Below are 26,033 nucleotides of genomic sequence, written 5' to 3' on the forward strand. Positions count from 1 at the left end.
CAGTTGGCCGAGGGAAGCGAGCTTTTCGGTCTGAACGAGACGATCCTGGGCGGTGCGCAGGTCGTCGAGGGACTCGGACAACTCGCGCGTACGCGCCTGCACTTCTTGGAAAAGCCGGACGTTGGAAATGGCGATGACGGCCTGGTCGGCAAACGTCTTCAACAGCTCGATGTGGTTTTCGTCGAAGGCACCGGCCTCAACTCTGGTTTGCCCGATCATGCCGATCGGCGTTCCGTCGTGGAGCAGGGGTATAAACAACATGCTTCGATAGCCGCGCAGTCGGGCCAGCTCGCGCAGCGCGGGTTCAAGTTCGGTATCCGGAATGCGGACGATTTCGCCGCGACGGACGCCGTCTCCGAACGGCAATTCGAAAAGCAGCCTCGGGAAATACGCCGACAGCGCGGCGTCGGCTTCCGGATTGGTCGGCGTGAAAGCCGACAAATGAACATTCCCCTCGATGATACTGAGAACGGTCGTTGATAGCCCGTGCACCAGCTGGTTCGACCGCTCGGCGATCGCCTGGAATACCGGTTGTACGTCGTCAGGTGAACTGGCGATGACTTTGAGAATATCGGCGGTCGCGGTTTGCCGCTCCAACGATTCGCTGAGCTCCGCGGTCCGCTGATCCACCTTCTGCTCGAGGTCGGCGTAGGACTCCTGCAATCGAGCGCCCATTTCGTTGAACTGATTGGCAAGGCCTTCCAGTTCGTCGCCGGTTTTGATCGAGATCCGCTGGGCGAAATCGCCGCTGCCAATTCGATCCGCGCCGGCGCTCAGCGCCCTGATTGGGCCGACCATCCGCCGGGCCAGGAAAATTCCGGCCAGCACAGCGAAGATCGAGGCTCCCGCCAGAACGATCGCCAACCGCTGCAGCGCCAGATACAGCGACGCATAGGCCTCCTTGACCGGCAACTCGACGAACATGGTCCAGCCCAGGGGCGCGATCGGCGCCGATGCCGTCAGCACCTCCTGGCCCTGAATGTTCAGCGAACCCTGCAGCGCATCGGCATCGTTTGCGTTGCCGGCGCGCGCCGCCTGGACCTGCACCAGCTTCGACATGTCGGTGTTGCGCAGCACGAGGCTGATGTCGGGATGGGCGATCAGCCGTCCTTGCGAACCCACGACATAGGCATGGCCGCGCTCGCCAACCTTGATCTGCGAAACCACGTCCCAGATCAGCTTGAGATTGACCTCGGCGATGCTGACACCGGCGTCCTTGCGCGAGCCTGCCAGCGACAGCGTCATATAGGGCTCGGATTCCCGCCGGAAATAGACCGGTCCGTAATAGACCTTGTTGGCGACCGCTTCGGCGAATTTAGGGTCCTTGGAGAGGTCGAGGCCGGAATCGACGACATCCATGGCGAGGCGCGAGACCCGCAAGCGCTCCTTGCCGGTCGAATCGATTTGCGACAATTCGGTAATGGCCGGAACCTGACGCAGCAGCCGAAGCGCGTCAAAGCGGCGGTCCTGCAGCGAGCCTGCCGACCATGGCAGCTGCGTGGTCCAGCCAAGCTGGCTTTCGATTTCCTTGATGAACTGGCCTATTTTGGCAGCGGCAGCTTCGGCCTGTTCGTGTTGAATCCGGATCAGGGCGGCCTTGTGCTCGCGGTAGTAGAAGAAGACCTCGAAAATCCCGTTGGAAAGCAGCGCTACACCAACCACCGCGGCGAACAGCGCGACATATTTGGCAAACAGGCGGGCACGGACCTTAGGTGCCGGAGCGCCCTGGACAGGCAAAGCGACCGCCGCGGACGAAGCCGCCGGCGTTCGCTGTCCCGACGTATTCGGATGCAGGGAAATGCTCATCCCAGCCGAGTTATCAAGAAGACTTGGGATTGTCTTCCCGCGGGTGACCAACTGAGACATTGCTGGCGCCGGTGCTCTCGATATCAGTTTCTGCTCTTTGTAGGCGCTTACCTTGGCGGCTGGATGCCGTCTTAGAAGGGGGCGAAACGCGGCGCCACGAGTAAAGAGCGAGCGAAACTCCAAGCCAGCGCAAATTCGCGAGGTTGAATGTGGCAAGTTATCACCCAGCGAGCTGCAACAGCGAGAGCATTTACGGAAAACATTGCGCAGATTGCTGCGGGCCAATAAGTTCTTGGGGGGCAAGCTGAGGGGGAGCCGTGGAACGGGACGAACTTGAACGCCTTGTCGGTGGCCGGTTGCGGCTGACGTTCGACGAGATCTTGAACCATCCCCGCCTGCCGGAAGCGCGGCGCGCCTATCTTGAAAGCTTCGTCCATCTGTACGAAGGCGATCCGTTTTTGGTTCGCCTGCTGCTTGAGGCGGGCCGATTCCTCGTTTTTCTCTGCGTTGCCGTGCTCGAGGCCGCGCAGGATCCGTCGAGACGCGAGACCTGGTTCACTGTGGCTGCGCTCAAGCGGCAGCTAGCCATGTACGGCTATGCCAGCGGCCGGCAGGTGGATCATCTCGTCGCGCGCTTGCGCGAGGTTGGATTTCTCGAACAGAGTCGCGCCCCCGGTGACGGGCGCGTCCGGCTGCTTGCGGCCACGGACAAGCTGCGCGCTCATCACACCGAGTGGCTCGCGACGCACTACATCCCGCTCGCTGTGCTTTTCCCCGACCATGATTACGGCCCGGTGCTGTCGCGCGATCGCGCGTTTCACGTCCTGCACTGCCGCACGTGCTTCCCGTTCAATCCCGCCTCCGCGCGCCTGATGATGACGCTGCCGGACACCCTGCTGTTTTTCACGCACGCAGCGGGACCACTCATCCAGAATGCGGTTCTGTTGGCTGCAATGGATGCCGCCGATCCGAACGCTGCAATCCCCTACATCGACGCCGCCGATCGTTTCGGCGTCTCCCGAACCCATGTCCGCAACTTGATGGGCAATGCGGAGGCGGCGGGACTGGTCAGGATCACCGGGCGCGGTGGCCATAGCATCGTGATCCTGCCGCGCTTCTGGGCCAGCTACGACCGCGGCCTCGCGGTAGGGATGTATCTTCACGACGCTGTCAACCTCGTCGCGATGCGTCAGTGGGCCAGGGCCAAGGACGTCACGGATGGTGACGCGACTGTGCCGCTCGCGATGACTGCCAGCTAATGGTCTCAGGTCAACACATCTAAGTTGGCTCACGAGAGAAAAATGCGTTCTACCGTAAAACTACGGAAGTTCGGCGATTTGGATTTGCGTTGATCGTGTGATCCCATAGGTTCCCGTGAGGAGAACCGTCAGGGCTGGATCGGAATGGCTGGGGCAGCCGATGGGTAAAGGCCTGAGTTCAGGCGGTTTTCAGGCTGTCTTGGGCAATCGTGGTGTGCGTTTTTCTCCGCGCTTGGTGCGGCGCACGGCGCTTGCAGCCATCATTTCGATCGGGCAGGCCGGTCCAATCTGGTCGCAAGATGCGCCGGCCGATCGCGCAGCACATTCATCCGGCAGCGCCGATCCGTCTGTGCGGTTACCGCCCGTGACAGTTGACGCCAAGCGCAAGCGCATCGCCAAACCCAAGCCCGCTCTTGTTGTTGCACCGGCCGCGCCCATGAGGGAACGCACCAGCGTGCCAGCGCCGCCCGATGGCGTCGTGCTGAACGGCGGTCCGCCGGTGACGCAAACCACCGCCGGGCCGGTAAGCGGCTATCGCGCGCTCACTTCATTCTCGGCGACCAAGACCGACACACCGATTGAGCGCATTCCGCAGGCGATTGCGGTCGTGCCGCGCGCCGTGCTCGACGACCAGCAACCGCTCGGGCAAATGGATGCGCTGCGCAACATCTCGGCCGTGACGCCGATGTCGGCCAACACGTTCATCGGCTATGCCTACAAGGTGCGCGGCTTTCCAGCCGACCGCTATGTCGACGGCCTGCCGAACTATTATGACGGCGGCGATAACACCTCGCTCCGCAACACCGAACGCATCGAGGTGCTGAAAGGGCCGGCCGGCATCCTCTACCAAGGTGGCATCGGCCCTGTCGGCGGCATCATCAACACGGTCTCCAAGCTGCCGACCGAGAACCGGTTCGCCGAGATCGGCTTCACGGCGGGCGGTTATAAGCTGTGGAACACCTGGTTCGACGTGAACCAGCCGCTCGCGAGTGGGGGCACGGCGCTGTTTCGCATGACCGGCGATGTCGAGAAATCCGGCGATGTCATCGACGTGATCGAGCATCGCCGCTACGCATTCAATCCGACGCTTCTCCTGGACAACAAGGACGGCACGCGCCTCACCATCCAGGGCAGCTTCTCGTCGCGCTCGTTCCAGAACTACACCGGCCTGCCCGGTGCCGGCACGGTCGACCAGTCGTTGTTCAAGATCTCGCCGACGCTGTTTCCGGACCGACTCGATCTCGGCCGTAGCTGGACGACCTACAACGGCGTGACCGCGCGGCTCGATCACGATTTCAATGCGGTCTGGTCGGCAAACGCCACGACCCGCTTTAGCGAGATGCGGCTCGAGCAATTCGGACATTTCCTCGGAACCGATACCCCGCTATTCGGCTCGGCGTTCCCATTTCTCAGCTTCCATTTGCCGGTGGACACCCGCGAGATCGCGTCGAACGCCAATTTGATCGGCAAATTCGCGATCGGGCCGACCAGGAACACGTTACTGTTCGGGGCGGACACCGATCGCGTCGCTGATAGGATCCGCGACGATGTCGGCCTCGCCGGCTTCGTCGACTTCGCCAATCCGGTGTTTCCCGCGTACACGCCACCGACCGCGAGCGCGTTCAATTCCAACAACCTCTATCTCAACAGCGGGCTGACGGCGCAGTGGCAATCGGACATCTACGAGCGGCTGCACCTGCTCGCGGGCGTGCGCCTCGCCAACGTCTACATCCACGGCACCGACACGGTGGCGGGCAGCGATTTCGTCACCAATGACTGGAAGGCGCTGCCGCGGTTCGGTGCGGTGGTCGATCTCGTGAAAGGCGTATCGGCCTTCGCGGACTACTCCCAAGGCTATCGCGGTGTGCCCTTCTTCAATGCCGTCGGCTCGCCGAAACCGGAGGAAGCCGAGCAGACCGAGGCCGGGTTGAAACTCGCGCTGCCGTCCGGCTTTAGCGGCACGTTCGCATGGTTCACCAACACGCGGCGCAATGTCATGAACCTGCTGCCGGGGAGCCTCTTCTTCGCCACCCAGGTCGGCGCGCAGCGCGCGGAGGGATTCGATGCGGACCTGACTTGGCAGCCGTTCGCGGGCCTTTCGATCCTTGCCAGCTACGCGCATGTAAAGGCGATCGTCACCCGGGATCAGCTCTTTGCGCCCGGGACCATGCTCGAGCGCGTCCCGCGCGACTCCGGCCGGCTCTGGGTGAATTACAAATTCCAGGACGGACGGCTGCGGAATGTCGCGATCGGAGCCGGCCTTTACGCTGCCTCCGCGCAGGCGGTGGCGCTCGACAACATCTATTTCACGCCGGGATATGTCACGTTCGACGGCAAGGTCGCCTATGAGATGGATCACTGGAGCCTCGGCGTGACCGGAAAAAATCTCGCCGATCACCGTACCTTTGTGCCGTTCGCGAGCGGCTCCGGATACATCATGCCGGCCGAGGGACGCACTCTGCTGGCTTTCGGGAAGTTGAGATATTGAACGGATCGTCGGCAGAACGGTGAGGCCGAGCGCCGTCGCGGTCCTTATATTGATCGCCATCATCATTCTTCTCGACGATGTCGCCGAGATGGATTCCGATACGAAACTCGATGCGTCGATCTGGCGGCAAGCCGGCGGTCCGCTCGACCATGCTATTCCGCACCTCGATCGCCATGCGGATCGCAGCTCGGTTAGGGGGCAGGTGACTACTTGCGATCTCGCTCTCTTGCTCACGCAACCAAGGCCGAAGGCCTTCCGATATACGCAAACTGTTTCGATCGCTGAAGCCGATTGCGTCCTAGGGTTGCCGGTGTGAGTCCAGGGGACTGAAATATGTGTGGCTTGATTCAGGTGTCGAATGATGCCGATGAGGCTGGGTTCCGGCGCGGCTACGCTCTCGCAGGCTTGGCCTTGGCTGGCATCCTTGTCGTCGAGGTTATCGCGTCGGTGTGGTTCTGGTGACCTCTGCGCCCACGGCGGCTGGCCGATGGATCCGGTCGATTCCGCCAGGTCGCCCTTGGTGTTTCGGGCGGGACGAGATACGCGCAAAGTTTTCCGAACGCTCGTCGCTCTCTCAGGGTAATTCTGCTCTCTCGTTGGAGTCTGTTTGCTCGCGAACAAGCTCCCTTTCCCAGGCATTCTGATTGCTCACGAGAGATTTTTATGGCCGAAGCCAAAACCAATACTCTCAGTCGTTTCCCGCTCCCTGCACTCGGGTATTCGCTACTCTTTGCCGCGCTGGTAGCTTTTGGGCTGCACGCGCTTTTCATCTCCGGTCCCGCCATGCGAGTCGCCGCACACGAATACCTTGAACGCACGATTGCAGACGAAGATCGCCAATTCTGTGAGACGTTCGGAATGCGCTCGGGGAGTGCTGCATTCACCGCGTGCAGCAGGGCGCTGGCGATCGTCCGCCAGAAGCAAGTCGACCGTGATAACGCGGCCGCTCAAGGCATTCTCTAGCAAGGCTCTGATTAAGGCCGAGAGATCCCCGGTGAATTGCGCGTGGCGCAATTCCCCCCCCGACGGCTGCATCGCTATCATCGTCGCGTGCGTAACGTTAGCAAGCGCTCGGTCCTTCACGGAGAATATAATGAATCGACGTACTGTTCTCTTTCTTTCAGCCATCTGCGTGGCCTTGTTGCCGGTTAACGCGTTCGCCCAGCAATCAGATGTGGAAGGAGTGAAAGCGGCAAGCCAAGCCTATTACGCAGCTCTTGCCGTGACCGACAACGGTGCGGCCATGGAAAAAGTGTGGGCCCACACGCCTTACATCACGTACATCGGTCCACGCAGCAAATCGATCATTGTTGGTTGGGAGCCTCTCAAGAAGATGTGGGAGGAGATCAATAACATTACCGCAGAGAGAAAAGTCGCCGTGTCAGGTCCCCATATTCATGTGAATGGCAATCTAGCGTGGGAGATGGCGCAGGAGACTGGGTCGGCGAAATTTAAGGACGGCAACGAGGTCAAGATCGACTCCCTCGTCACGAATGTCTACGAGAAACTTGATGGCCGTTGGCTGATCGTGTCGCACCATGTGCAGCCGAAGCCGCAATAACAGCGAATTGGACTAACGCCACTCGCTGGACCGGGTTTGAACAGTTACACTGCCGCATTCTAACCTTGGGGGCGGCCATGCGAAGGCGTGAGTTTATTGGGTTGGCGGTTGGTGGTGCTGCGACTTGGCCGCTTACGGCGCGGGCACAGCAGGATGGGTCCCATCATCTCCCGACCATAGGCTTTCTCGGCTTCGCCAGCGCTGCGATAGATGTCGCGATTGTGTTGCCCTTCCGCAAGGCGCTGGCCGATCTCGGATATGTTGAGGGGCGCAGTATCACCGTTGAAATCCGCAACGCCAACGGCGACGTCGAACGCGGGCACGCGATTATCGACGAGTTCGTCGCGATGCCCGTGGACGTGCTATTCGCACCCGGTCCTGCCGCAGCGCGGGCCGCGGTGCGCAAGACGAAAATCCCGGTCGTCGCGATCGCGCTGCCAGCCGTGCAGAGGGACCCCGAACTGTTTCAGAGCCTCGCCCGGCCCGGTGGCACCGTGACCGGCTTCTCGGCGTTCGGTGAAGAGATGTCGGCCAAGCGTATCGCGATGTTGAAGGAAATTCTGCCGGGCCTGACAAAGCTCGGAGTGATGCACAACGCGACCGACCCCACCTTCAGCGCGTGGGGCGACCAGACCATGGCGGATACCGGCAAGCTGGGTATCGAGCCGGTCCGTTCCGGGCTCACTGCGCCGACGCCGGCGCAGGTGGCGGAGCAGATCAGGAAGCTCGCCGAGGCCGGCGGCACGGCCATGATCGTGATTCGCGACTACATGACGGCCGCGATGAGCAACGATATCTGCCGCATCGGAGCTGAAATGAAGGTAGCCGTGGTCGGCGAGGAAGCGGAGGTTGCGCGAGCCGGCGCTTTATTCAGCTATGGCGCCGACATCGGCGACCTCTCGCGCCGTGCCGCCGGTTATGTCGACCAAATCATCAAAGGCCAAAAGCCGTCGGAGATGCCGATCCAGTTGCCGACCAAGTTCGAAATGGTTGTCAATCTCAAGACCGCACGGGCGCTCGGGCTGACGATCCCTTCGACGGTCCTCGTGCAAACGGATCAGGTGATTGAGTGAAGCTCCGGGGGCGGGACATGCGGCGGCGCGAGCTTCTTGGCATTTTGGGTGGCGCGGCAGCTTTACCTATTGCGGCGCGCGCCCAAAAGAACTTGCCTGTTGTCGCCGTGCTTGTGCCGGGACCAGCAAAGCAAGCCGAGAATCGACTGGTGGCCATCCGCCAAGGCATGCGGGAGGCAGGCCTCACCGAGGGCATCAACTTTACTTTTGCTTGGCGTTATGCCGACGGCGTTTTCGATCGATTGCCTGCGCTTGCCCTTGAACTCGCTGCTCTCAAGCCGCGCCTCATCATTGCTTCGGCCGCCGCGGCGCCGATCGCGCACAAAGTCCTGCCCGAGTTACCGTTGATCTTCACGTCCTATGCCGCCGATCCCATCAAGGCAGGATTTGCGGAAAGCTATGTCCACCCGGGTGGCCATGCGACCGGCAACGTTATGAATGCGGTTGGGGGTGAGGAGGCGCTGACCCAAAAGCGTATGAACCTGTTCAAGGAATTGGTGCCTGACCTGAAGGCGGTCGGCTTCATAGGTACATCGTCGATTCTTGCCACAGCCGAGCTCAAGGCATTGCAAAGCGTCGCTGGTCAATTCGGCTTTAATGTCGTGCGTCATCCACTTCAGGGTCTCGACGAGGTGGAGGGCGCGATTTCGGCAAGCGTCCGCGATGGCGTTGGTGCCCTTTACGTCTCCGGCGAGCCGCTACTCTACACCAACATGCCGCGGGTCTTACCTTTGGTCATGGGGCCGGGAAAGCCGACGGTCGGTACCTATCCGGAGTGGGGCCGGGCGGGCCTTCTGATGTCCTATTCGGCCGATCTGATCGACGACTTCCGCCGCGCTGGCATCTATGCCGCCAAGATTCTCGGTGGCGAAAAGCCGGCGAACCTGCCGATTGAACAGGCCAGCAAGTTCGTGCTGGTGCTCAACCTCAAGACAGCGAAATCCTTGGGGATCGCGGCGACCGACCGCCTGCTGACGGTGGCCGACGAGGTGATCGAATGAGGGGACGCGATGCCAAGTCTGACACGAAACAGACCAATGCTGCCGAGAACGAGAAAAAAACAGGAAAGCGCCACACGACGGTCGGTCCTGACGGGATGCGGGTCCGTAAATCCGGCGTGTCCAAATCTCACAAGCCCAGTTTGCGCAAGCCGACATCGACAAAGACCGATCCACGCAAGCAGAAGCCTTCTCTCCAGTCGCAGACCGCGCGGCTGAAGCGGCAACTGAAGACAGCACGGATGCAGCAGGAGGCCAGCGCCGAAATCATGCGCGCGGTCGCCAACGCATCGGGAGATGCCGCGGGGCCAGTCTTCGACACGATCCTCGAATCCTGTCAGCGCCTGTTCGATCCTTACGATGCGGCCGTCTACCTGGTCGAAGGCGACAGGGTGAGGGGCGTCGCGCGGCGCGGCCCCGGAGTGGGAGACTGGGGAGCAGATACGATGCCGCTCGAGGGAAGTTCGACCGGCGCGGCGATCGCACAGCTGCGACCGGTCCACTTCCCCGATCTCGCCGAAAAGGCCGACCTGCCGGAGGATAAAAGGGCGGTTGTGAAAGAGGCGGGCGGGATGACGGTGCTCTACGCTCCGATTATCTCCGAATCCCGCGGTGTCGGCTCCCTCGTCGTCACGCGCCGGCCCAAGAAGCCGTTTACCGAGACCGAGATCGCATTCATTCAGAGTTTTGCCGATCAAGCCGCCATCGCCATCGAGAACGCGCGGCTGTTCAACGAGGTCGAAGCGAGGACGCGCGACCTCGGCGAAGCGCTGGAGCAGCAGACTGCGACCGCGGACGTGCTGAGGGTGATCAGCCGCTCGGCGTTCGATCTCGATGCTGTGATGCACACGCTCGCACGCTCCGCCGCGGAACTGTGCGCGGCCGGCCTGTGCGGATTGTATATCCGGGAGGGCGACTTCCTGGTCTGTCGAGGTTACACCGCGATCGGCAAAGAGCAGGAAGAATTTGTCCGGCAGGCGCGGATTCCGGCTGATGATCCCAATTTTGCCACGACCCGGGTCCTGTCGTCGGGTGAAATTGCCAATATCGGTGATTTCGAAAACGATCGCTCGGTGGCAACGCAGGCCTTTCGGGAAAAGCTCGGCTTCAAGTCACTCCTCCTCGTTCCCTTGATGAGAGAGGGCCAAGGCATCGGCCTGTTCATTCTTGGGCGCGACCGCATCGGCCAATTTTCGCCGCGGCATGTCGAATTGGTGCAGACCTTTGCCGACCAGGCCGTGATCGCCATCGAAAATGCGCGGCTGTTCGATGAGGTGCAGGCCAAAACGCGCGACCTCGGCGAGGCGCTGGAGCAGCAGACCGCGACCAGCGAGGTCCTCGCGGTCATCAGCCGTTCGCCTTCGGACCTCAATCCCGTGCTTGAGGCCATTTCCGATACCGCAGCGCGGTTGTGCGGATCCGAGCAGACGATGTTCTTTCGCTACGATGGCAGCGTGTTTCGCATCCTCGCGAGCTGGAACTTTCCGCCCGAAGTTCATGAAATGCTCGAACGCCGCCCGTTGATGCCCGGCCATCCCTCCGCGATCGGCCGCGCCGGAGCCTCCCTGAAACCCGTCTGTATTCCGGACGTGCTGGCCGATCCGGCCTATGGCCTGACCGGCGAGCAGAGCCGCGCGCGCTATCGCGCGACGCTTGCGGTGCCGCTGTTGCGCGAAGGCCGGCTTGTTGGTGCGCTATCGCTGAATCGCAGCGAGCCGGGTGCGTTTACCGAGAAACAGATCGAACTGGTCACGACCTTCGCCGACCAGGCCGTGATCGCAATCGAGAATACGCGCCTGTTCAACGAGACGAAGCAGGCGTTGGAGCGAGAGAGCTCCTCCGCCGAAATTCTGCAGGTCATCAGCAGCTCACCGACCGACGTACAACCGGTGTTCGACGCTATCGTGGCCAGTCTGTTGCGGCTGTTCGGCACGCAGTTCGCTGCTGTCCAATTGCTGCGCAACGGGAGTGTGACCATGCCGGCCGTCGGCGGCAAGGCGGGGTTCGAGCAGCTGGCCAAACGTTTCCCCCGTCCGCTCGATGACACCACGATCGGTGGCCTGGTCATGCTTTGCAAGCAGACACGGCAGTTTGTGGCGCGGGACGACTTGAGCACCCCGGAAGGAACGCGTCGGTTCGCGCACGACTTCGGATTCAACTCGGTCATGTTCACGCCCATGATCCATGAAGACGAGGTCATAGGTTCGATCGGCACCGCACATCCGGACGCCAAGGCATTCGATCCACATCAGATATCGTTGATCGAGACCTTTGCCCGTCAGGCCGTGCTCGCGATCCACAATCTGCGACTGTTCAACGAGACCAAGCAGACACTGGCTTACCAGACCGGGAGCAGCAATGTTCTGAGGGTCATCGCCTCTTCACCCACCGATGTCGGACCGGTTTTGAAAGAGATCGTCGAGAGCGCGCGAGAGCTTTGCGAAGCCAATGATGCAGTCGTCCTGTTGAAAGACGCAGAACATCTCCGTTTTAGCGCGCACTCTGGTCCCATCCCCGTAACGCTCGACAGATGGCCGATCAGCCGCAATTGGACCGCTGGCCGCGCCTTTGTGGATCAAAATCCCGTGCATGTTCACGACATGCTGTCCGCAGAGGGTGCCCAGTTTCCGGATGCCAGAGCCATGGGCCAAAGCACGGGCGCGACCATTCATACCGTTCTGTCGGTGCCCTTGCTGCGTGGCGAGGAGAGTATCGGCGCGATCCTGCTGCGCCGTACCGAAGTGCGCCCCTTCAACGACAAGCAGATCAATCTGCTGTCGACCTTCGCCGACCAGGCGGTGATCGCAATCCAGAACGCGCGGCAGTTCAACGAGACCAGGGAGGCGCTGGAGCGGCAAACCGCCACCGCTGATATCCTGAAGGTCATCGCCAGTTCGCCCGACGACGTGCAACCCGTCTTCCAGGCCATCGCCGAGCGCTCCAATCATCTTGTCGGCGGATTTGCAACGACTGTCGTGAGCATTATCGATGACGTCGTTCACTTATCGGCGTTTACCCCGACGACGCCTGCGGCCGATGCGGCGCTCAGAGCTTTCTATCCCCGACCGCTGTCGGGATTCACTTACAGCGATGCTGTCCGCAGGGGCGAGATCCACAGGATTGTCGACACCGAAGTAGAACTTGCCGGTGAATCCGATCAGTTGACGATGGTGCGCCAGCGGGGATGGCGCAGCGCGTTGTGGGTCCCGCTGTTGCTCGAGGGCGAGGCCATCGGCGTCATCGGAGTCACGCGGGTCGAGCCGGGTGCCTTCGCCGACCATCACGTCGATATGCTGAAGACCTTCGCCGACCAGGCGGTGATCGCCATTTCCAATGTGAACTTGTTCAGACAGGTACAGGAGCGGACCCGCGAACTATCCGGGTCGCTCGACGACCTTCGCGCCGCGCAGGACCGCCTGGTGCAGACCGAGAAGCTGGCCTCGCTTGGCCAGCTCACCGCCGGCATCGCGCACGAGATCAAGAACCCGCTGAATTTCGTCAACAATTTCTCGACGCTGTCGGTCGAACTCATCGACGAGATGAGCGAGATATTCGAGAATCCGGCGCTCGACGAGGCCGGCAGGCGAAAGGAACTGGATGAAATCCGCGAAGTCCTGAAAAGCAATCTGGAAAAGGTTGTCCAGCACGGCAAGCGCGCCGATTCCATCGTCAAGAACATGCTGTTGCATTCCCGGGAAGGTTCAGGCGATCAGCGGGCGGTCGATATCAACGCGCTGTTGGACGAGAGCCTCAATCTCGCTTATCACGGCGCCCGCGCCGAGAAACCGGATTTCAATATCACGCTGCAGCGCGACCTGGATCCGGACGCCGGCGTGATAGAGCTGTTCCCGCAGGAAATCACCCGCGCCTTCCTCAATCTGATCTCGAACGGGTTTTATGCCGCGAGCAAGCGTCGAGCCGACAACGGCGATACGAACTTCGAGCCGGTGCTCAGCGCTGTCACCAGAAATCTCGGCAATCACATCGAGATACGCATACGCGATAACGGCACCGGCATCCCGCCGGAGGTGAAGGAAAAAATGTTCAATCCGTTCTTCACGACCAAACCGGCGGGAGAAGGCACTGGACTTGGTCTGTCCATGAGCCACGACATCATCGTAAAACAACACGGCGGCAGGCTGGATGTGAATACGCAGCCCGGGCAGTACACCGAGTTCACGATCGTGTTGCCGCGGGTGGTCAAGCTTGCAAGCGCCGGAAAGAACTAAAATTCGACGCTGCCGCACGTGCAGCTAGGAAATTGAGAGCGGAAATGAAACGACGCGAATTCATTACTATGCTTGGCGGGGCATTGGCGTGGCCTTCGGGAGCACGCGCCCAACAAGCCAAGCGAATTGCCCGCATCGGCCTTTTCCTTCCTCCGCCGCGAAATCTGGAGGTAGACGCTTTCCTCGCAGGGCTTCGCGATTTCGGCTTGGTTGAGGGCGAGAACATTCATGTCGAATATCGTGACGCTAACGGCGACGACAGCCGGTTGCCGGCGTTGGCGGCTGAGCTGGTCGCCCTCGACATCGACGTTCTCGTGACAGCGACAACTCCCGGGATTCTTGCCGCTCACCGGGCGACCACGAGAATTCCGACCGTATTAATCGTGGGCCCGGATCTGGTGTCCTTGGGCCTTGCGGACAGCATGGCCCACCCGGGCGGCAACATAACGGGACAAACCCAATTCGCTACAGAACTGGCTGCCAAGCGTCTGGAGATTCTGGTGAGCCTGGCTCCCTCGATGACCAGCGTAGGGGTGCTAATGCAACGAGGGAACCCCCTCAACAACGATACCATGAGCGCGATTACGACTGCAGCGCAGGCATTGAACGTCGAACTGCGACCGATCGAGCTCAGCGTCCCCGGCAACCTCGAAAGCGCGCTGTCGACCGTCGGTTCTATTTCCATGGGCGGCCTCCTGATCACGGAAGTTAATGCATTTGTAACCAACTCTTCCTTGGTGGCTGCGATTGTTGACAAATGCCATGTGCCATCGATTGCAGCCCCCATTCTCGCTTCCCGGGGGGCGACCCCGGTCGGTTTCGGGGTGGACTTCACCGCAATGTTTCGCCGCAGCGCCGTTTTTGTCGACAAGATATTGAAGGGCGCTAAACCGGCCGCCATCCCGATCGAGCAACCGACAAAGCTCAAGACGATCGTCAACCTCAAGACCGCCAAGGCGCTCGGCGTCGAGATACCGCCGGCGGTGTTGCTGCGCGCCGACGAGGTGATCGAGTGAAGCGGCGTGAGTTCATCACGCTGACGAGGTGATCGAATAGCAACAATGTCAAGAATGCATCGACGTGAGATCATTGCGCTGGTCGCCGGTTTGGCGTCCGCAGGGGCCCATCGCGCGGCCGCCCAGCAGCCGAGCGGAATCAAACGCGTCGCTGTTCTGAACGGCGGCCCCGACGTTCCTGGCACACGCGCGCGTGTTGTGGCGTTTCAGAAGGGGCTCGCCGAGGCAGGTTGGCGCGAAGGAAGGATCGTTTTTGAAGTTCGCTGGGGGGCTGCAGACGCGGATCGAATTAGCGCCTATGCCACGGAGCTGGTGGAAGTTGAATCCAGACGTAATCCTCGCGACCAACACGCCGACAGCACGCGCGCTCAAGCTCGCCACCGATGCCGTTCCGATCGTGTTTGCCGGTCTAAGTGACCCGGTTGGCGACGGAATTGTCGCCAGCCTGTCGAAGCCAGGGCGCAACATCACTGGCTTTACCAGTTTCAATGCGCCGATCGCCGGGAAGTGGCTTGAGCTCGTAAAGGAGCTCTCGCCCGTCACAAGCCGCATCGGCGTCATCTACAATCTCAAGACAGCGCCGTATTCCATCTTTCTGCCGGCTATGCAGGAGATTGCTCCCAGCCTTGGGATTGCGATCGAGCCCATGCCGGTGGCCGATCAAGCGGAGATCGAGCGTGCTGTCGCCGCGCTCGCGCACCAACCGCACGCCGGGCTTGTCGCTCTCCCTGACGTCTTCATGACCAACAACAGTAACCTGCTGTTCGCGTCGGCGCTGCAGGCGCGGCTGCCGACCGTAGGGCCACTTCGCTCCTTTGCGGAGAACGGCGCACTTGTCTCCTATGGTTCCGATTTCGTTGGGCTTTTTCACCAATCCGCCTCTTATGTCGATCGTATCCTTCGCGGCGAAGAGCCAAGCGCACTGCCGGTGCAGGAGCCGACCAGATACGAGTTGATCCTCAACCTGAAGACGGCGAAGGCAATGACGTTGACTGTCCCGCAGACCGTTCTCGCCCGCGCCGACGAGGTGATCGAATGATGCGGCGGGATGTTGGCCTATCGGAAGATAAGCATAGGGGAACGCAATGAGGCGACGCGACTTCGTCGGTCTTGTCGGTGCTGGGGTATTGGCATGGTCGTCTGCAACCCGCGCGCAACAGGTGGCAATACCTGTGATTGGTTTCCTGAGCGCCCGTTCGCCCGCTGAGGCAGTTCCCGCTCTGCGTGCGTTTCATGAGAGCCTGGCTCAAGCTGGCTTTGCAGAAGGCAGGAATGTTGGATTCGAGTATCGATGGGCCGAGGGCCGATACGACCGACTGCCGGAGCTGGCTGCCGAATTGGTCAGCCGTCGCGTTGATATCATCGCGGCGACCGGTGGGGATCCATCTCCGTTGGCGGCAAAGGCAGCGTCAACCAATGTACCCATCGTTTTCACGATGGGAGGTGATCCGGTTAGTGCCGGTTTAGTGGCAAGCCTGAATCGACCAGGCGCCAACATTACCGGTGCGACGCTTATGGGTGTGGAGCTGGGGCCCAAGCGACTTGAGCTGATTCGGCAGCTTATTCCAGGGGCCTCGGCGATTTGTTTTCTGGTGAATCCACATTTCCCGCAAACGTCATCGGAGATCCACGAGGTAAACGAGGGTGCACGGGCCCTTGGAATAAAATTAACTGTTCTGCCCGCCACGACAGAGACCGAGATCGAGAGAGCCTTCGACATCGTCGCCCGGCAAAGGTTCGATGCCATGATTGTCGGCACGGATCCGTTTCTGCTGTCACGACGAGACCAGCTCGCACGTCTGGCACTAGGTAACAAGCTGCCTACGATGTCTCACCTGCGTGAGTTCGTCGTTGCGGGCGGGTTGATCAGTTACGGCCCAAGCATTCTTGCAGCCTACAGGCAAGCCGGGGAGTACGTCGGTCTAATACTCAAGGGAGCAAAGCCCGCAGACTTGCCGGTTATGCAGCCGACAAAATTCGACCTGGCTATCAACCTGAAGACTGCAAAGGCACTCGGGTTGACGGTCGCGCCAACAATCCTTGCTGTCGCCGACGAGGTAATCGAATGAGGCTAATTCTTCTCTTGTTGAGTTTAATCGTACTCTCAGTGTCCGCCTCGGCTGAAGAGCGCGTGTGGCGGCTCGGCGTACTGACGCCCTTTGATTGGCCGGCGGACGCGACGATGCATGGCGTCATGATTCCGGAACTGGCGCGGCGTGGCTTCGTTGAGGGCAAGAATCTCGTTGTGTTGCCGCATTGGGGTGATCCGGAGCAACTTGCCCGGCTGGCGCAAGAGCTCGCCGCGACCAAACCCGACGTGATCGTCGCCGTTGCCCCAAGGGCAATCTCTGCGGCGATGAAGGCTGCGCCTCAGATACCCATCGTTGCGTCGTTTACGACCGATCCGGTCATTGAAGGCGAGGCTGCAAGCATTTCGCGGCCCGGCGGCCAGGTCACCGGCATAGCCTTGCTGACATTCGACGGCGACAAGAAGCGCATGGAGCTCTTGCATGATGCGATCCCTGGCGCTGGCAAGTTTGCTCTTTTAGTGGACGAGCGCACGATGACGCAGCAGAAGGAAGAGTACCGGCAGATCGCCGAAAAAGTCGGTGTTGAGCTCCTCAGGTTCGAGGTGAAAAGTCCGGCGGATTATCAGACGACCTTTGATGCCATGCTCGATGCCGGCGTCGACGGGATTGTCATACAGTCCTCGCCGAATTTCCACCGTGACGCGCCCAAACTGGCGGCCCTCGCGTTGGAGCGACGCCTCCCGACGATCTGCGAATGGCGCGCGATGGCCTCCGACGGTTGCCTGATCGGATACGGCCCCGATATTGCCGAGCTACGGCTGCGCACCGCCGACTTTGTTGTGCGCATCTTTGCAGGCGGCAACCCGGCCGAAATGCCCTTTGAACAGCCGACGCGTTTCGAGATGGCCATCAACAACAAGGTTGCCCGTATCATCGGCGTATCGGTGCCGCCGTCGGTGTTCGTGCGCGCCGATGAAGTCATTGAATAGTGCTGATCGCTTGGACCTCAACCGAAAGCGCCCAGGGTTGAAAGCAAGGAAAGCAGGTCTGGAAATGAAGCGGCGAGAGTTCTTGATGCTGGCCGGGAGTGCCGCGACGAGCGTGCCGTTCACGTCCCGGGCGCAGCCAGCAATGCCGGTGGTTGGATTTCTTCACGGAGCGTCGCGCAGCTACCTCGAACAATTCCTCGATGCGCTTCGCGCAGGTTTGGGCGAAGCAGGATTTGTCGAGGAACAGAATGTGGCGATCGAATATCGCTGGGCGGAAGGGCACTATGATCGGTTACCCGCACTGGCGGCCGATCTGGTCAGCCGTCAGGTCGCGGTGATCATGGCAATGGGTGGAACCGATCCGGCGCGTGCGGCAAGGGCGGCCACATCGACGATTCCGATCGTCTTTGTCAGCGCCGCCGATCCGGTCCAGACCGGTCTCGTTGCCAGCCTCAACCGTCCGGGCGCCAATGTGACCGGCGTCAGCCTGATCGCCTCAGCGCTCGACGCAAAGAAGCTCGGGCTTCTGCACGAACTGGTGCCCAAGGCGTCTGTGATTGCCGGACTGACCAATCCGAAATATCCCGGCGTTAAGGGCCAGATTGAAGAAGTGCAGGAGACCGGCAGCAGTCTCGGACTAAAAATCATTCTGCTTGCCGCGAGCGACGAAGATGAACTTGCCGCCGCGTTTGCACGCGCCAAACAGCAAGGAGCGGGCGCAATTCTGGTCGCATCCGATCCCTTCTTCAACAGTCGCAGCGGACGGTTAGTCACGCTCGCTGCGCAACATTCAATTCCTACAATCTATCCGCAACGTGAATATATCCGCGGGGGTGGCTTGATCAGCTATGGCCCTGATTTTGCCGATGGCTATCGCAACGGTGGCCTGTATATCGGCAAGATCCTCAAAGGCGCAAAGCCCGCCGAGCTCCCGGTGGTACAGCCGGTCAAGTTCGAACTGGCCATCAACCTCAAGACCGCCAAGACACTTGGCCTCGACGTGCCGCCGACGTTGCTCGCGACCGCAGAGGAGTTGGTGGAATGAGGCTTGCCATGAAGCGACGCGATTTCATGGCCCTTGTCGGCGCGGCACTGTCCCGTTCCCTCGATGCTCACGCCGAGCAGGTCAAGGTGCCCACCATCGGGATCTTGGGCGCTGGCGCCGAGCGTTCCTGGGCGGCTTCGATCTCCGCCTTCCGTCAGCGCCTCGGCGAGTTGGGCTGGATCGACGGCCGCACGGTAACAATCGTCACCAGGTGGGCCGAGGGAAAGAGTGATCGCTTCGCGGAGATCGCGGCCGAGTTCGTCCAAGGAAACGTTGATGTCATCTTGACCGCGGGGAGCGCGATTCCGGCCGTCAAGCAGGCAACTTCGACGATCCCGATCGTATTTGCGGTTGCCGTCGATCCGCTGGCGAGCGGCTTTGTTGCAAGTCTGTCACGACCCGGAGGCAATGTTACGGGATTATCGCTGCAGTCAAACGAGATGGTTTCCAAACGTGTGGGGCTCCTGCGCGAGATCATCCCATCTCTGACGCGACTGGCAGTGCTGGCAAATGCGGGATACCTCAGTGCAGCGCACGAAGCCGGGACGGTCGAAGCGGCTGCGCGCCAGCTTGGACTCGAAGTTGATGTCCTGGATATCAGGTCCACCAATGATCTTGCTCCGGCGATCGAAGCGCTGAAGGGCAAGACCAAGGCACTCTACGTTTGCCAGGACTCTTTCGTCGTCGCCAATCTGGCTCGTATCAACGGCCTGGCGCGGGAGGCGGGCGTAGCCACGATGTGGGGCGCGCGGGCATTCTGCAAGGCAGACGGGTTCATTTCCTACGGCGCGGATGAGGCCGACCTGTTCCGCCGCGCCGGCGACTATGTCGACAAGATACTTAAAGGCACCAAACCGGCCGACATTCCAGTCGAGCAGCCGACCAGGATTGAGCTGGTTCTCAACCTGGCGACAGCCAGGATCTTGAATCTCACCATTCCCCCAAACGTGCTTGCGCTGGCCAACGACGTGTTCGAGTAATGTCGCCTGAGCACAGCGATGCAGGTAAGTGAAATGAAACGGCGCGATTTCGTCGCGGCCCTGGGAGCGACGGCCATCGGCACGTTCGCCGCGCGGGCGCAGCCGACGCCGCCTGTGATCGGATTTCTCAGTGCGCGATCGCCCGTCGAGAGCGCCGGCCTGCTCGCGGCATTCCGACGCGGTCTGGCTGAAAACGGAACCGTCGAGGGCCTGAACGTCGCGATCGATTACCGATGGGCGCAGGGCGAATACGGACGCTTGCCTGCGATGGCATTGGAGCTCGTTCAGCGCCCGGTCGCAGTCTTCGTCACCGTTGGCGGCGAAGCTGCGGTGAGGGCTGCCATCGCGGCCACGAAGAATATCCCGATCATCGGCATATTCGCCGACGACCCTGTCGCCAGCGGCCTCGTCGCCAGCCTTAATCGGCCTGGAGGCAACACCACCGGCGTTTTCAACTTCAATCCGGCCCTCGAGGCGAAGCGGCTCGGACTGCTGCATGAACTGGTGCCGCAGGCGACGACGATCGGCGTCCTCGTCAATCCGAATTATCCGCCGGCTGCAAGCCAGCTCAAGGGAGTCGAGGAAGCTGCGCGGACCATTGGCCTGGGGACCCTTGCGATGCGAGCCAGCAACGACGGGGAAATTGAAGCTGCCTTTGAAAGCGCCATCCAGCAACGCATTCGCATCCTCGCCGTCACCAGCGATCCGTTTTTCAATACCCGAAGCGAAAAGCTGGTGGCGCTGGCGACGCGCCATGCCGTGCCCACGGTGTATCCTTTCCGGGAATACGTCGCGGCCGGCGGCTTGATGAGCTACGGCGTTGATCTCAGCGAGATGTATCGGCAGGTGGGAATCTATGCCGGGCAAGTCGTCAAAGGCGTTAAACCGGCGGATTTACCTATCATGCAGCCGATCAAGTTCGAGCTCGTCATCAACGTCAAGACGGCCAAAACGCTCGGACTGACCGTTCCGTCAACCTTGCTGGCCAGCGCCGACGAGGTGATCGAATGAGTTTTGCCTCTTCCGGGTTTGGTACTTTTGAGACATACCGATGACCTCTTGCGAAGTCCGCTATTGAGGGCCAAGCCAACTTGCGACTGGCCGCTTGTGGCGCAAAGCGGTCATTGACATGTAAAAAAGAAAAGCTCCCTGTTATGGCAGGACGACTACCCTGTTCGCCCAAAATATTTCCCTGTTACTTGGAATAGGGAATTGCGTGCAAAACGCCTGTGTCGCAGTGGTTCTGACTGCTTGCTGATGTCTCTAGACGCCCCCAATTGCCAATTTCCCTGTAAAATTCCCTGTTTGCAGGGAAGTTGGGCGGAGACGGGTTCGATCAGCACTGCGTCGCCAGCCAGCGCTTAGCTCGCGGCGCTTACTCGGTCGCTTCCATGTGGTTTTGGTCCACGACCCGCAGCGTCCGTCGCACCATGCCCTCGACAATGACCGCCGACTCGCTTGGACGCAGATGGATCGCCGTGGACCTGAGCAGCCATGGCAACACCGCCTGCTCGAGCCGCTCCTCATAGGCGTGGCGCATCATGTCGAAGGCCATCAAGCCTGGACCCGCCAGGATGACGTGGTGCGGTCGCAGCACCGATATCGTTGCAGCGACGGCCTCGGCGAGCGCGCGGCCCGCCTGCAGAAATAGGTGCTCGAGACGTGGATCTCCGCCCAGTGCGCGCTCGCGTAGCAGGGCCATCTGTCCCTCGGACGGCTGCTGCGAGTCCGCCGGCGGCAGATCGAGAAAGGTCCGGGCGTCGCGGTAGAGCGCATAATCAGCAAGATAAGCCTCGATACAGCCGCGCTGGCCGCAACGGCATTGCGGGCCGTCCGGCGCCAGCTTGACATGGCCGATCTCGCTGCCGGCGCCCCAGCGTGCTTCACCATCGGCAACGACGCCCATCCCGATGCCGTGACCGACCATGATCGTGGCCGAGAGGCCTTCCGCCAATGCCGGTTCGGCGGCCGTGAGGGCGAGCGCGACCGCGACAGCGTCGTTCGCCATCACGACCTCGACCCCGAACGCCTGACGTATCGGCGTCGCCAGATCGACTTCGGTGATCGACAGCGCGGGACTCCACAGCGTCGTGCCGGTGTCGACGTTCACGATGCCTTGCAGCGCGATCCCGATTCCCAACAGCCGATGGCGCGGCGTCTCCGTCGCATCGAGCAGCGCATTGATCTGCGCGATCACGAGATCGCGCAGCGCGCCTGCATCGAGCGCGCGCGTCGACAGTGCAAGTCGCGACTGCGCCACGCGGGAGCCCCGGAAATCCGCGATCAGCGTCTCGATCAGGTTCATGCGCACGGAGATCGCCACGATGCGCCCGAACTCCGGGTTCAGGGTCAGCAGCACGGCCGGCCGGCCGCGGCGACGGCCATTCGGCCCGTCCGCATCCTCTTCCTCGCCGTCCTCGGACCACGGCGTTGCCGCCGTCTCCGTCTCGCACAGCAGCTCTTCCGCGATCAGCCGCGACGTCAGGCCGGAAACAGCCGGGAAGCTCAGGCCTGTACTCCGGGCGAGCGCCACGCGTGGCAGCGGCCCCTGGCGTCGCAAGACGTCGACGAGCCGGCCGCGGTTGGATTCGCGGGCCGTGTTCGACACGCGTCTGGACGGCTCAATTTGGTCAACCATGCTGCCTCTTTAATTCATCACGTAAATTTAATGGAGAGGATGAGATGCCCGTGTGACCGGAAAAGCACAATCGGATTCGGTTTTCAGCAGCCATATTTACTATTATCGTACCATCTGTACTATTTAGACTTGAAGAAGGGGCAAGTACATCCTGATCCGGCTGGTTTGCCCTGCGGCATTTGTTCGCGACGTAAATAAAAGATGGCGCATAAGCGCTGTGAAACCCCTGAACCGGGGTGACCAAGGGAGGTGTACATGAACGGATCGATCAAGAAACTCATGGTGTCGCTGTTTGCGACCGCAGCTGCGCTGGCGCTTGCCACGGGGGCGGCGCAGGCCCAGCAGAAAAAGACCATCGCGCTGGTGACCAATGCCGCGGCCGATTTCTGGACCATCGCCGGCCGAGGGCTCGAAAAGGCTCAGAAGGAGCACCCGGAATACGACATCCAGTTGATCGTTACCAACGAGGCGACCGCGGCGGGTCAGCGGCGCGAGCTGGACGACCTGCTGGTGCGCGGCGTCGCCGGTATCTCGATCTCGGTCGACGATGCGCCGCACGCAACCGAAGAGCTCAACAAGGTTGCGGCCAAGACCGTGTTGATCACGACGGACAGCGACGCGCCGCAGAGTAATCGTCTCGCCTATATCGGTACCGACAACGTCGCGGCCGGGCGGCAGGCTGGCGAAGAAATCAAGAAGGCGCTGCCGAACGGCGGAAAGATCGCGCTGTTCGTCGGCACGATGGACGCGGACAATGCCCGCGAGCGGGTGCAGGGTATCAAGGACGCGATCGCCGGCACCAAGGTCGAGCTGGTCGACGTGTTCACCGACCAGGTGGACTTCGCCAAGGCCAAGGCGAACATGGAGAACGTGCTGGTCAAATATCCCGACATCGCGCTGTTGTCCGGGCTTTGGAGCTACGAGACGCCGCTGATCTATGACGCGGTCAAGGCGGCGGGCAAGGCCGGCAAGGTGAAGATCGTCGGTTTCGACGAGGACCAGCGCACGCTGCGGGGTGTTTCCGACGGCACGATCGAGTCGACGGTGGTGCAGCAGCCCTACGAGTTCGGCTATCTCTCCGCCACCAACATCATCAAGACGCTGAACGGCGACAAGTCCTGGATCCCGGCGGGCGGCAAGCTGATCGTGCCGACCAAGGTAATCAGCAAGGCCAACGTCGCGGCGTTCACCGCAGACATGAAGAACCTCCTCAAGAAGTGAGTATCAGGCGCCCGGCGGCACGGCCGCCGGGCGTCGTGCGGGAGGAAATGAATGGCGGAAATCCTGTTCGAACTCGCCGGGATCAGCAAATCCTATCCCGGGGTCATGGCCCTCGATGACGTCAGTTTGCGCGTGGATCGCGGCGAGGTCGTGGGCCTGATCGGCGAGAACGGCGCCGGCAAGTCGACGCTGATGCGCGTGCTGGGCGGCGTGATCGCGCCGAGCGAGGGCGTGATCCGCATCGGCGGCACCGACCACGCACGTGTGACGGTGACCGAGGCGACGCAGGCCGGCATCGCCTTCGTGCACCAGGAACTGAACCTGTTCGAAAATCTCGACGTCGCCGCCAACGTGTTTATCGGGCGCGAGAAGCTGATGGGCGGGCCGCTGAAGCTGGTGGACAATGCCGAGATGCGTGATCGCGTGACGCCGCTGCTGGAGCGGCTGGGTGCCGATTTCGCACCGGATACGCTGGTCGAAGACCTCTCCATCGCCGAGCGTCAAATGGTGGAGATAGCCAAGGCGCTCTCGATCGACGCCCGCGTGATCATCATGGACGAGCCGACCTCCAGCCTGACGATTTCGGAGACGGAACGGCTGCTGGAAGTGATTGCCGATCTGAAGGCGCACGGAATTTCGGTGATCTATATCTCTCACCGGCTCGGCGAGATCATGACCTGCGCTGACCGCGTCGTTGTTCTGCGCGACGGACGCACTGTTGGCGAGTTGGCGCGGGACCAGCTGAGCCACGCCGCAATGATCCGGCTGATGATCGGCCGCGACCTGAAAGCGCTGCATACCCCGCCGAAACAGGCGCCGCAGCCGGGCGGCTGCGATATCGTCGGCGTCGTAACATCAGCCTTCCCCGACCGGCAGGTTGATCTTTCCGTGCGGCATGGCGAAATCCTGGGCCTGGCGGGGCTCGTGGGCGCCGGCCGCACCTCTCTTGCCCGCGCAGCGTTTGGCATTGACCCGCTGCTGGGAGGCCAGATCAGGATCGACAACGCACCGGTCGCTGTCGCATCGCCACGCGACGCGATCAGCCAAGGCATCTATCTGGTGCCGGAGGACCGCAAGAAATCCGGGCTCGTGCTGGAATTGCCGATCCGCGAGAACATGACGCTGGCGAGCCTGTTGGATCATGCGCGGATGTGGCTGGTCAGCGGCGCAGCCGAGCGCAAGGTCGCGAAAGAGCAGGTCAGGCGCCTCTCCATCAAGGCGCCAAGCATCGACATGGAGGTGGTGACGCTCTCCGGCGGCAACCAGCAGAAGGTCGTGCTGGGCAAATGGCTGTCCATGCAGCCGCGCGTGATGTTCTTCGACGAGCCGACCCGCGGCATCGACGTCGGCGCCAAGGGCGAGATCTACGCGTTGATGCGCGAGCTTGCCGACCAGGGCGTCGCGATCGTGATGATCTCGTCGGACATGGAGGAAGTCATCGGCGTCTCCGACCGCGTGGCGGTGATGCATGAAGGCAGCGTCAGCGGCGTGCTCGAGCGGGAGCAGTTCAGCGAATACAACGTATTGCGACTGGCCATGGGCCAGGCGCTCGAAACCGCGGAAGCGGTCGCGCCATGATCAGGAAAGAGCTCGGTCTGGGATTGCTGCTGGTGGTGATCGCCGCCATCACGGGCGCGATCAATCCCGCCTTCCTGTCGCTGGTGAACCTCTTGAACATGGCCAATCTGATTGGCCTGTTCGGTGTGTTCGCGCTCGGCGAGGGGCTCGTGATCATCACCGGCGGCATCGACCTGTCGCTCGGCTCGATGTTTGCGCTGCTCGGCGTCGTGTTCGTCGACCTTCTGACGACCTACGAGGTGCCGTGGCCCCTGGCGCTCGTGGCCGTGCTGCTGGGCGGGCTGGTGCTTGGCGGCATCCAGGGGTTCCTGATCACCCGGCTGAAGATGCAGCCCTTCATCGTGACGCTGTGTGGGTTGCTGATCTATCGCGGCGCCGCCCGCTACTACACGAGCGATTCGACCCGCGGCTTCGGTTACGGCGACGAGGCGGCGACACTGAGCAACATCGCCTCGGGCAATGTGGCGGGAATCCCGAACACCTTCATCCTCCTGATCATCCTTGCGCTGATCCTCGGCGTACTGCTGCACCGCTCGGTCTACGGGCGCTGGCTTTATGCCGTCGGCAAGAACGAGGAAGCCGCGCGCTTCTCGGGCATCAACACAAACTTCGTGATCGCAACCGCCTATATCATCAGCGGCGGGCTCGCCGGAGTTTCGACGGTCTTGTTCGTGTTCTACACGAACTCGGTCTCGCCGAGCTCCTTCGGCAATTTCTACGAGCTCTACGCGATCGCGGCCGCCGTCCTGGGCGGGTGCAGCTTGCGCGGCGGCGAGGGGTCTATTCTCGGCATCGTGCTGGGCACGGCGCTGCTGCAGGTGTTGCAGAACCTGGTGAACATCCTGGGCATTCCCAATTCGCTGAATTTCGCGGTGATGGGCACGGTCATTCTGATCGGCGTGTTGGCGGATCAGCAATTGCAGGCGCGACGGCGGCGCAAGCAGGCACTGGCCGGCGTCGCCCGCGCCGTGCCGAAATCGACATTGGCCGATCAAGTCCAAGGCGCGTCACCGCGCGCCGCGGATGCGTTGCCGGCGAGAACGGGTGATCGGGCATGACGGATCCAGGCTCCAGTTGACACAAGGCTGCCTGGTCGGCGGCCGCTGGGGAGGGAGTGCGTTC

Annotated in this window: 20 protein-coding genes; 18 read left to right on the top strand and 2 right to left on the bottom strand. The window is 61.4% G+C overall.

Annotation, left to right across the window (positions count from 1 at the left end; translation table 11 throughout):
• On the bottom strand, window positions 1–1,806 hold a 1,806-nt coding region (locus IVB47_RS30045), incomplete at its 3' end, for a cache domain-containing protein (protein WP_247466854.1).
• A 317-nt stretch (window positions 1,807–2,123) separates the two neighbouring features.
• Between IVB47_RS30045 and IVB47_RS30050 the strand changes: the two genes are divergently transcribed.
• The 15 genes from IVB47_RS30050 to IVB47_RS30120 all read left to right on the top strand — a co-directional run bounded on the left by IVB47_RS30050 (window position 2,124) and on the right by IVB47_RS30120 (window position 20,485).
• A complete protein-coding gene (locus IVB47_RS30050) occupies window positions 2,124–3,065 on the top strand; it encodes a hypothetical protein (protein ID WP_247466857.1) in 942 nt (313 codons plus the stop codon).
• Between the two features lie 364 nt (window positions 3,066–3,429).
• Window positions 3,430–5,553, top strand: a complete 2,124-nt coding sequence (locus tag IVB47_RS30055) for a TonB-dependent siderophore receptor (RefSeq protein ID WP_247466860.1) — start codon at window positions 3,430–3,432, stop codon at window positions 5,551–5,553.
• A gap of 49 nt (window positions 5,554–5,602) precedes the next feature.
• Window positions 5,603–5,869 (top strand): hypothetical protein, encoded by a 267-nt coding sequence (locus tag IVB47_RS30060; protein WP_247468198.1) that lies wholly within the window; start codon window positions 5,603–5,605, stop codon window positions 5,867–5,869.
• Between the two features lie 347 nt (window positions 5,870–6,216).
• Entirely contained in the window at window positions 6,217–6,516 is a 300-nt protein-coding gene (locus tag IVB47_RS30065; protein WP_247466863.1) for a hypothetical protein, read from the top strand.
• A gap of 130 nt (window positions 6,517–6,646) precedes the next feature.
• Window positions 6,647–7,114 (top strand): nuclear transport factor 2 family protein, encoded by a 468-nt coding sequence (locus IVB47_RS30070; RefSeq protein ID WP_247466866.1) that lies wholly within the window; start codon window positions 6,647–6,649, stop codon window positions 7,112–7,114.
• A 224-nt stretch (window positions 7,115–7,338) separates the two neighbouring features.
• A complete protein-coding gene (locus tag IVB47_RS30075; RefSeq protein WP_247466871.1) occupies window positions 7,339–8,187 on the top strand; it encodes an ABC transporter substrate-binding protein in 849 nt (282 codons plus the stop codon).
• Between the two features lie 17 nt (window positions 8,188–8,204).
• Window positions 8,205–9,188: an ABC transporter substrate-binding protein gene (locus IVB47_RS30080; protein WP_247466874.1), complete on the top strand. Its 984-nt coding sequence runs from the start codon at window positions 8,205–8,207 to the stop codon at window positions 9,186–9,188.
• A complete protein-coding gene (locus IVB47_RS30085; RefSeq protein ID WP_247466877.1) occupies window positions 9,185–13,414 on the top strand; it encodes a GAF domain-containing protein in 4,230 nt (1,409 codons plus the stop codon). The genes IVB47_RS30080 and IVB47_RS30085 overlap by 4 nt, the downstream gene beginning before the upstream one ends.
• 44 nt (window positions 13,415–13,458) lie before the next feature.
• Window positions 13,459–14,430: an ABC transporter substrate-binding protein gene (locus tag IVB47_RS30090; protein ID WP_247466880.1), complete on the top strand. Its 972-nt coding sequence runs from the start codon at window positions 13,459–13,461 to the stop codon at window positions 14,428–14,430.
• Between the two features lie 193 nt (window positions 14,431–14,623).
• Window positions 14,624–15,469: an ABC transporter substrate-binding protein gene (locus IVB47_RS30095; RefSeq protein WP_346730821.1), complete on the top strand. Its 846-nt coding sequence runs from the start codon at window positions 14,624–14,626 to the stop codon at window positions 15,467–15,469.
• 46 nt (window positions 15,470–15,515) lie between these two features.
• Window positions 15,516–16,499 carry an ABC transporter substrate-binding protein gene (locus IVB47_RS30100; protein ID WP_247466887.1) on the top strand — a complete coding sequence of 328 codons (984 nt, stop codon included), beginning with the start codon at window positions 15,516–15,518 and terminating at the stop codon, window positions 16,497–16,499.
• On the top strand, window positions 16,496–17,449 hold the full coding sequence (locus tag IVB47_RS30105) for an ABC transporter substrate-binding protein (protein ID WP_247466889.1): 954 nt from the start codon (window positions 16,496–16,498) through the stop codon (window positions 17,447–17,449). Before IVB47_RS30100 ends, IVB47_RS30105 begins: the two co-directional genes overlap by 4 nt.
• On the top strand, window positions 17,433–18,494 hold the full coding sequence (locus IVB47_RS30110) for an ABC transporter substrate-binding protein (RefSeq protein WP_247466892.1): 1,062 nt from the start codon (window positions 17,433–17,435) through the stop codon (window positions 18,492–18,494). The genes IVB47_RS30105 and IVB47_RS30110 overlap by 17 nt, the downstream gene beginning before the upstream one ends.
• On the top strand, window positions 18,491–19,474 hold the full coding sequence (locus tag IVB47_RS30115; protein WP_247466895.1) for an ABC transporter substrate-binding protein: 984 nt from the start codon (window positions 18,491–18,493) through the stop codon (window positions 19,472–19,474). The genes IVB47_RS30110 and IVB47_RS30115 overlap by 4 nt, the downstream gene beginning before the upstream one ends.
• A gap of 33 nt (window positions 19,475–19,507) precedes the next feature.
• Window positions 19,508–20,485, top strand: coding sequence for an ABC transporter substrate-binding protein (locus tag IVB47_RS30120; protein ID WP_247466897.1), 978 nt, complete (start codon window positions 19,508–19,510; stop codon window positions 20,483–20,485).
• 364 nt (window positions 20,486–20,849) lie between these two features.
• Here IVB47_RS30120 and IVB47_RS30125 read toward each other — a convergent pair whose 3' ends face one another.
• A complete protein-coding gene (locus IVB47_RS30125; RefSeq protein ID WP_247466900.1) occupies window positions 20,850–22,112 on the bottom strand; it encodes an ROK family protein in 1,263 nt (420 codons plus the stop codon).
• 255 nt (window positions 22,113–22,367) lie between these two features.
• Here IVB47_RS30125 and IVB47_RS30130 point away from each other — a divergent pair, with 255 nt between their 5' ends.
• Genes IVB47_RS30130 through IVB47_RS30140 form a run of 3 tightly spaced genes read left to right on the top strand, consistent with a single transcriptional unit; the run spans window position 22,368 to window position 25,969 of the window.
• Window positions 22,368–23,333, top strand: a complete 966-nt coding sequence (locus IVB47_RS30130; protein WP_247360128.1) for a sugar-binding protein — start codon at window positions 22,368–22,370, stop codon at window positions 23,331–23,333.
• Between the two features lie 51 nt (window positions 23,334–23,384).
• The gene (locus IVB47_RS30135) at window positions 23,385–24,911 is read left to right on the top strand and encodes a sugar ABC transporter ATP-binding protein (RefSeq protein WP_247430777.1); all 1,527 of its coding nucleotides are present in this window, start codon (window positions 23,385–23,387) and stop codon (window positions 24,909–24,911) included.
• Complete coding sequence (locus IVB47_RS30140; RefSeq protein WP_247430780.1) at window positions 24,908–25,969, top strand: ABC transporter permease; 1,062 nt, start codon at window positions 24,908–24,910, stop codon at window positions 25,967–25,969. The genes IVB47_RS30135 and IVB47_RS30140 overlap by 4 nt, the downstream gene beginning before the upstream one ends.
• Window positions 25,970–26,033: the final 64 nt, after the last annotated feature.

Origin of the sequence: Bradyrhizobium sp. 62 (assembly GCF_023073035.1) — a bacterium.
Lineage (GTDB): Bacteria > Pseudomonadota > Alphaproteobacteria > Rhizobiales > Xanthobacteraceae > Bradyrhizobium.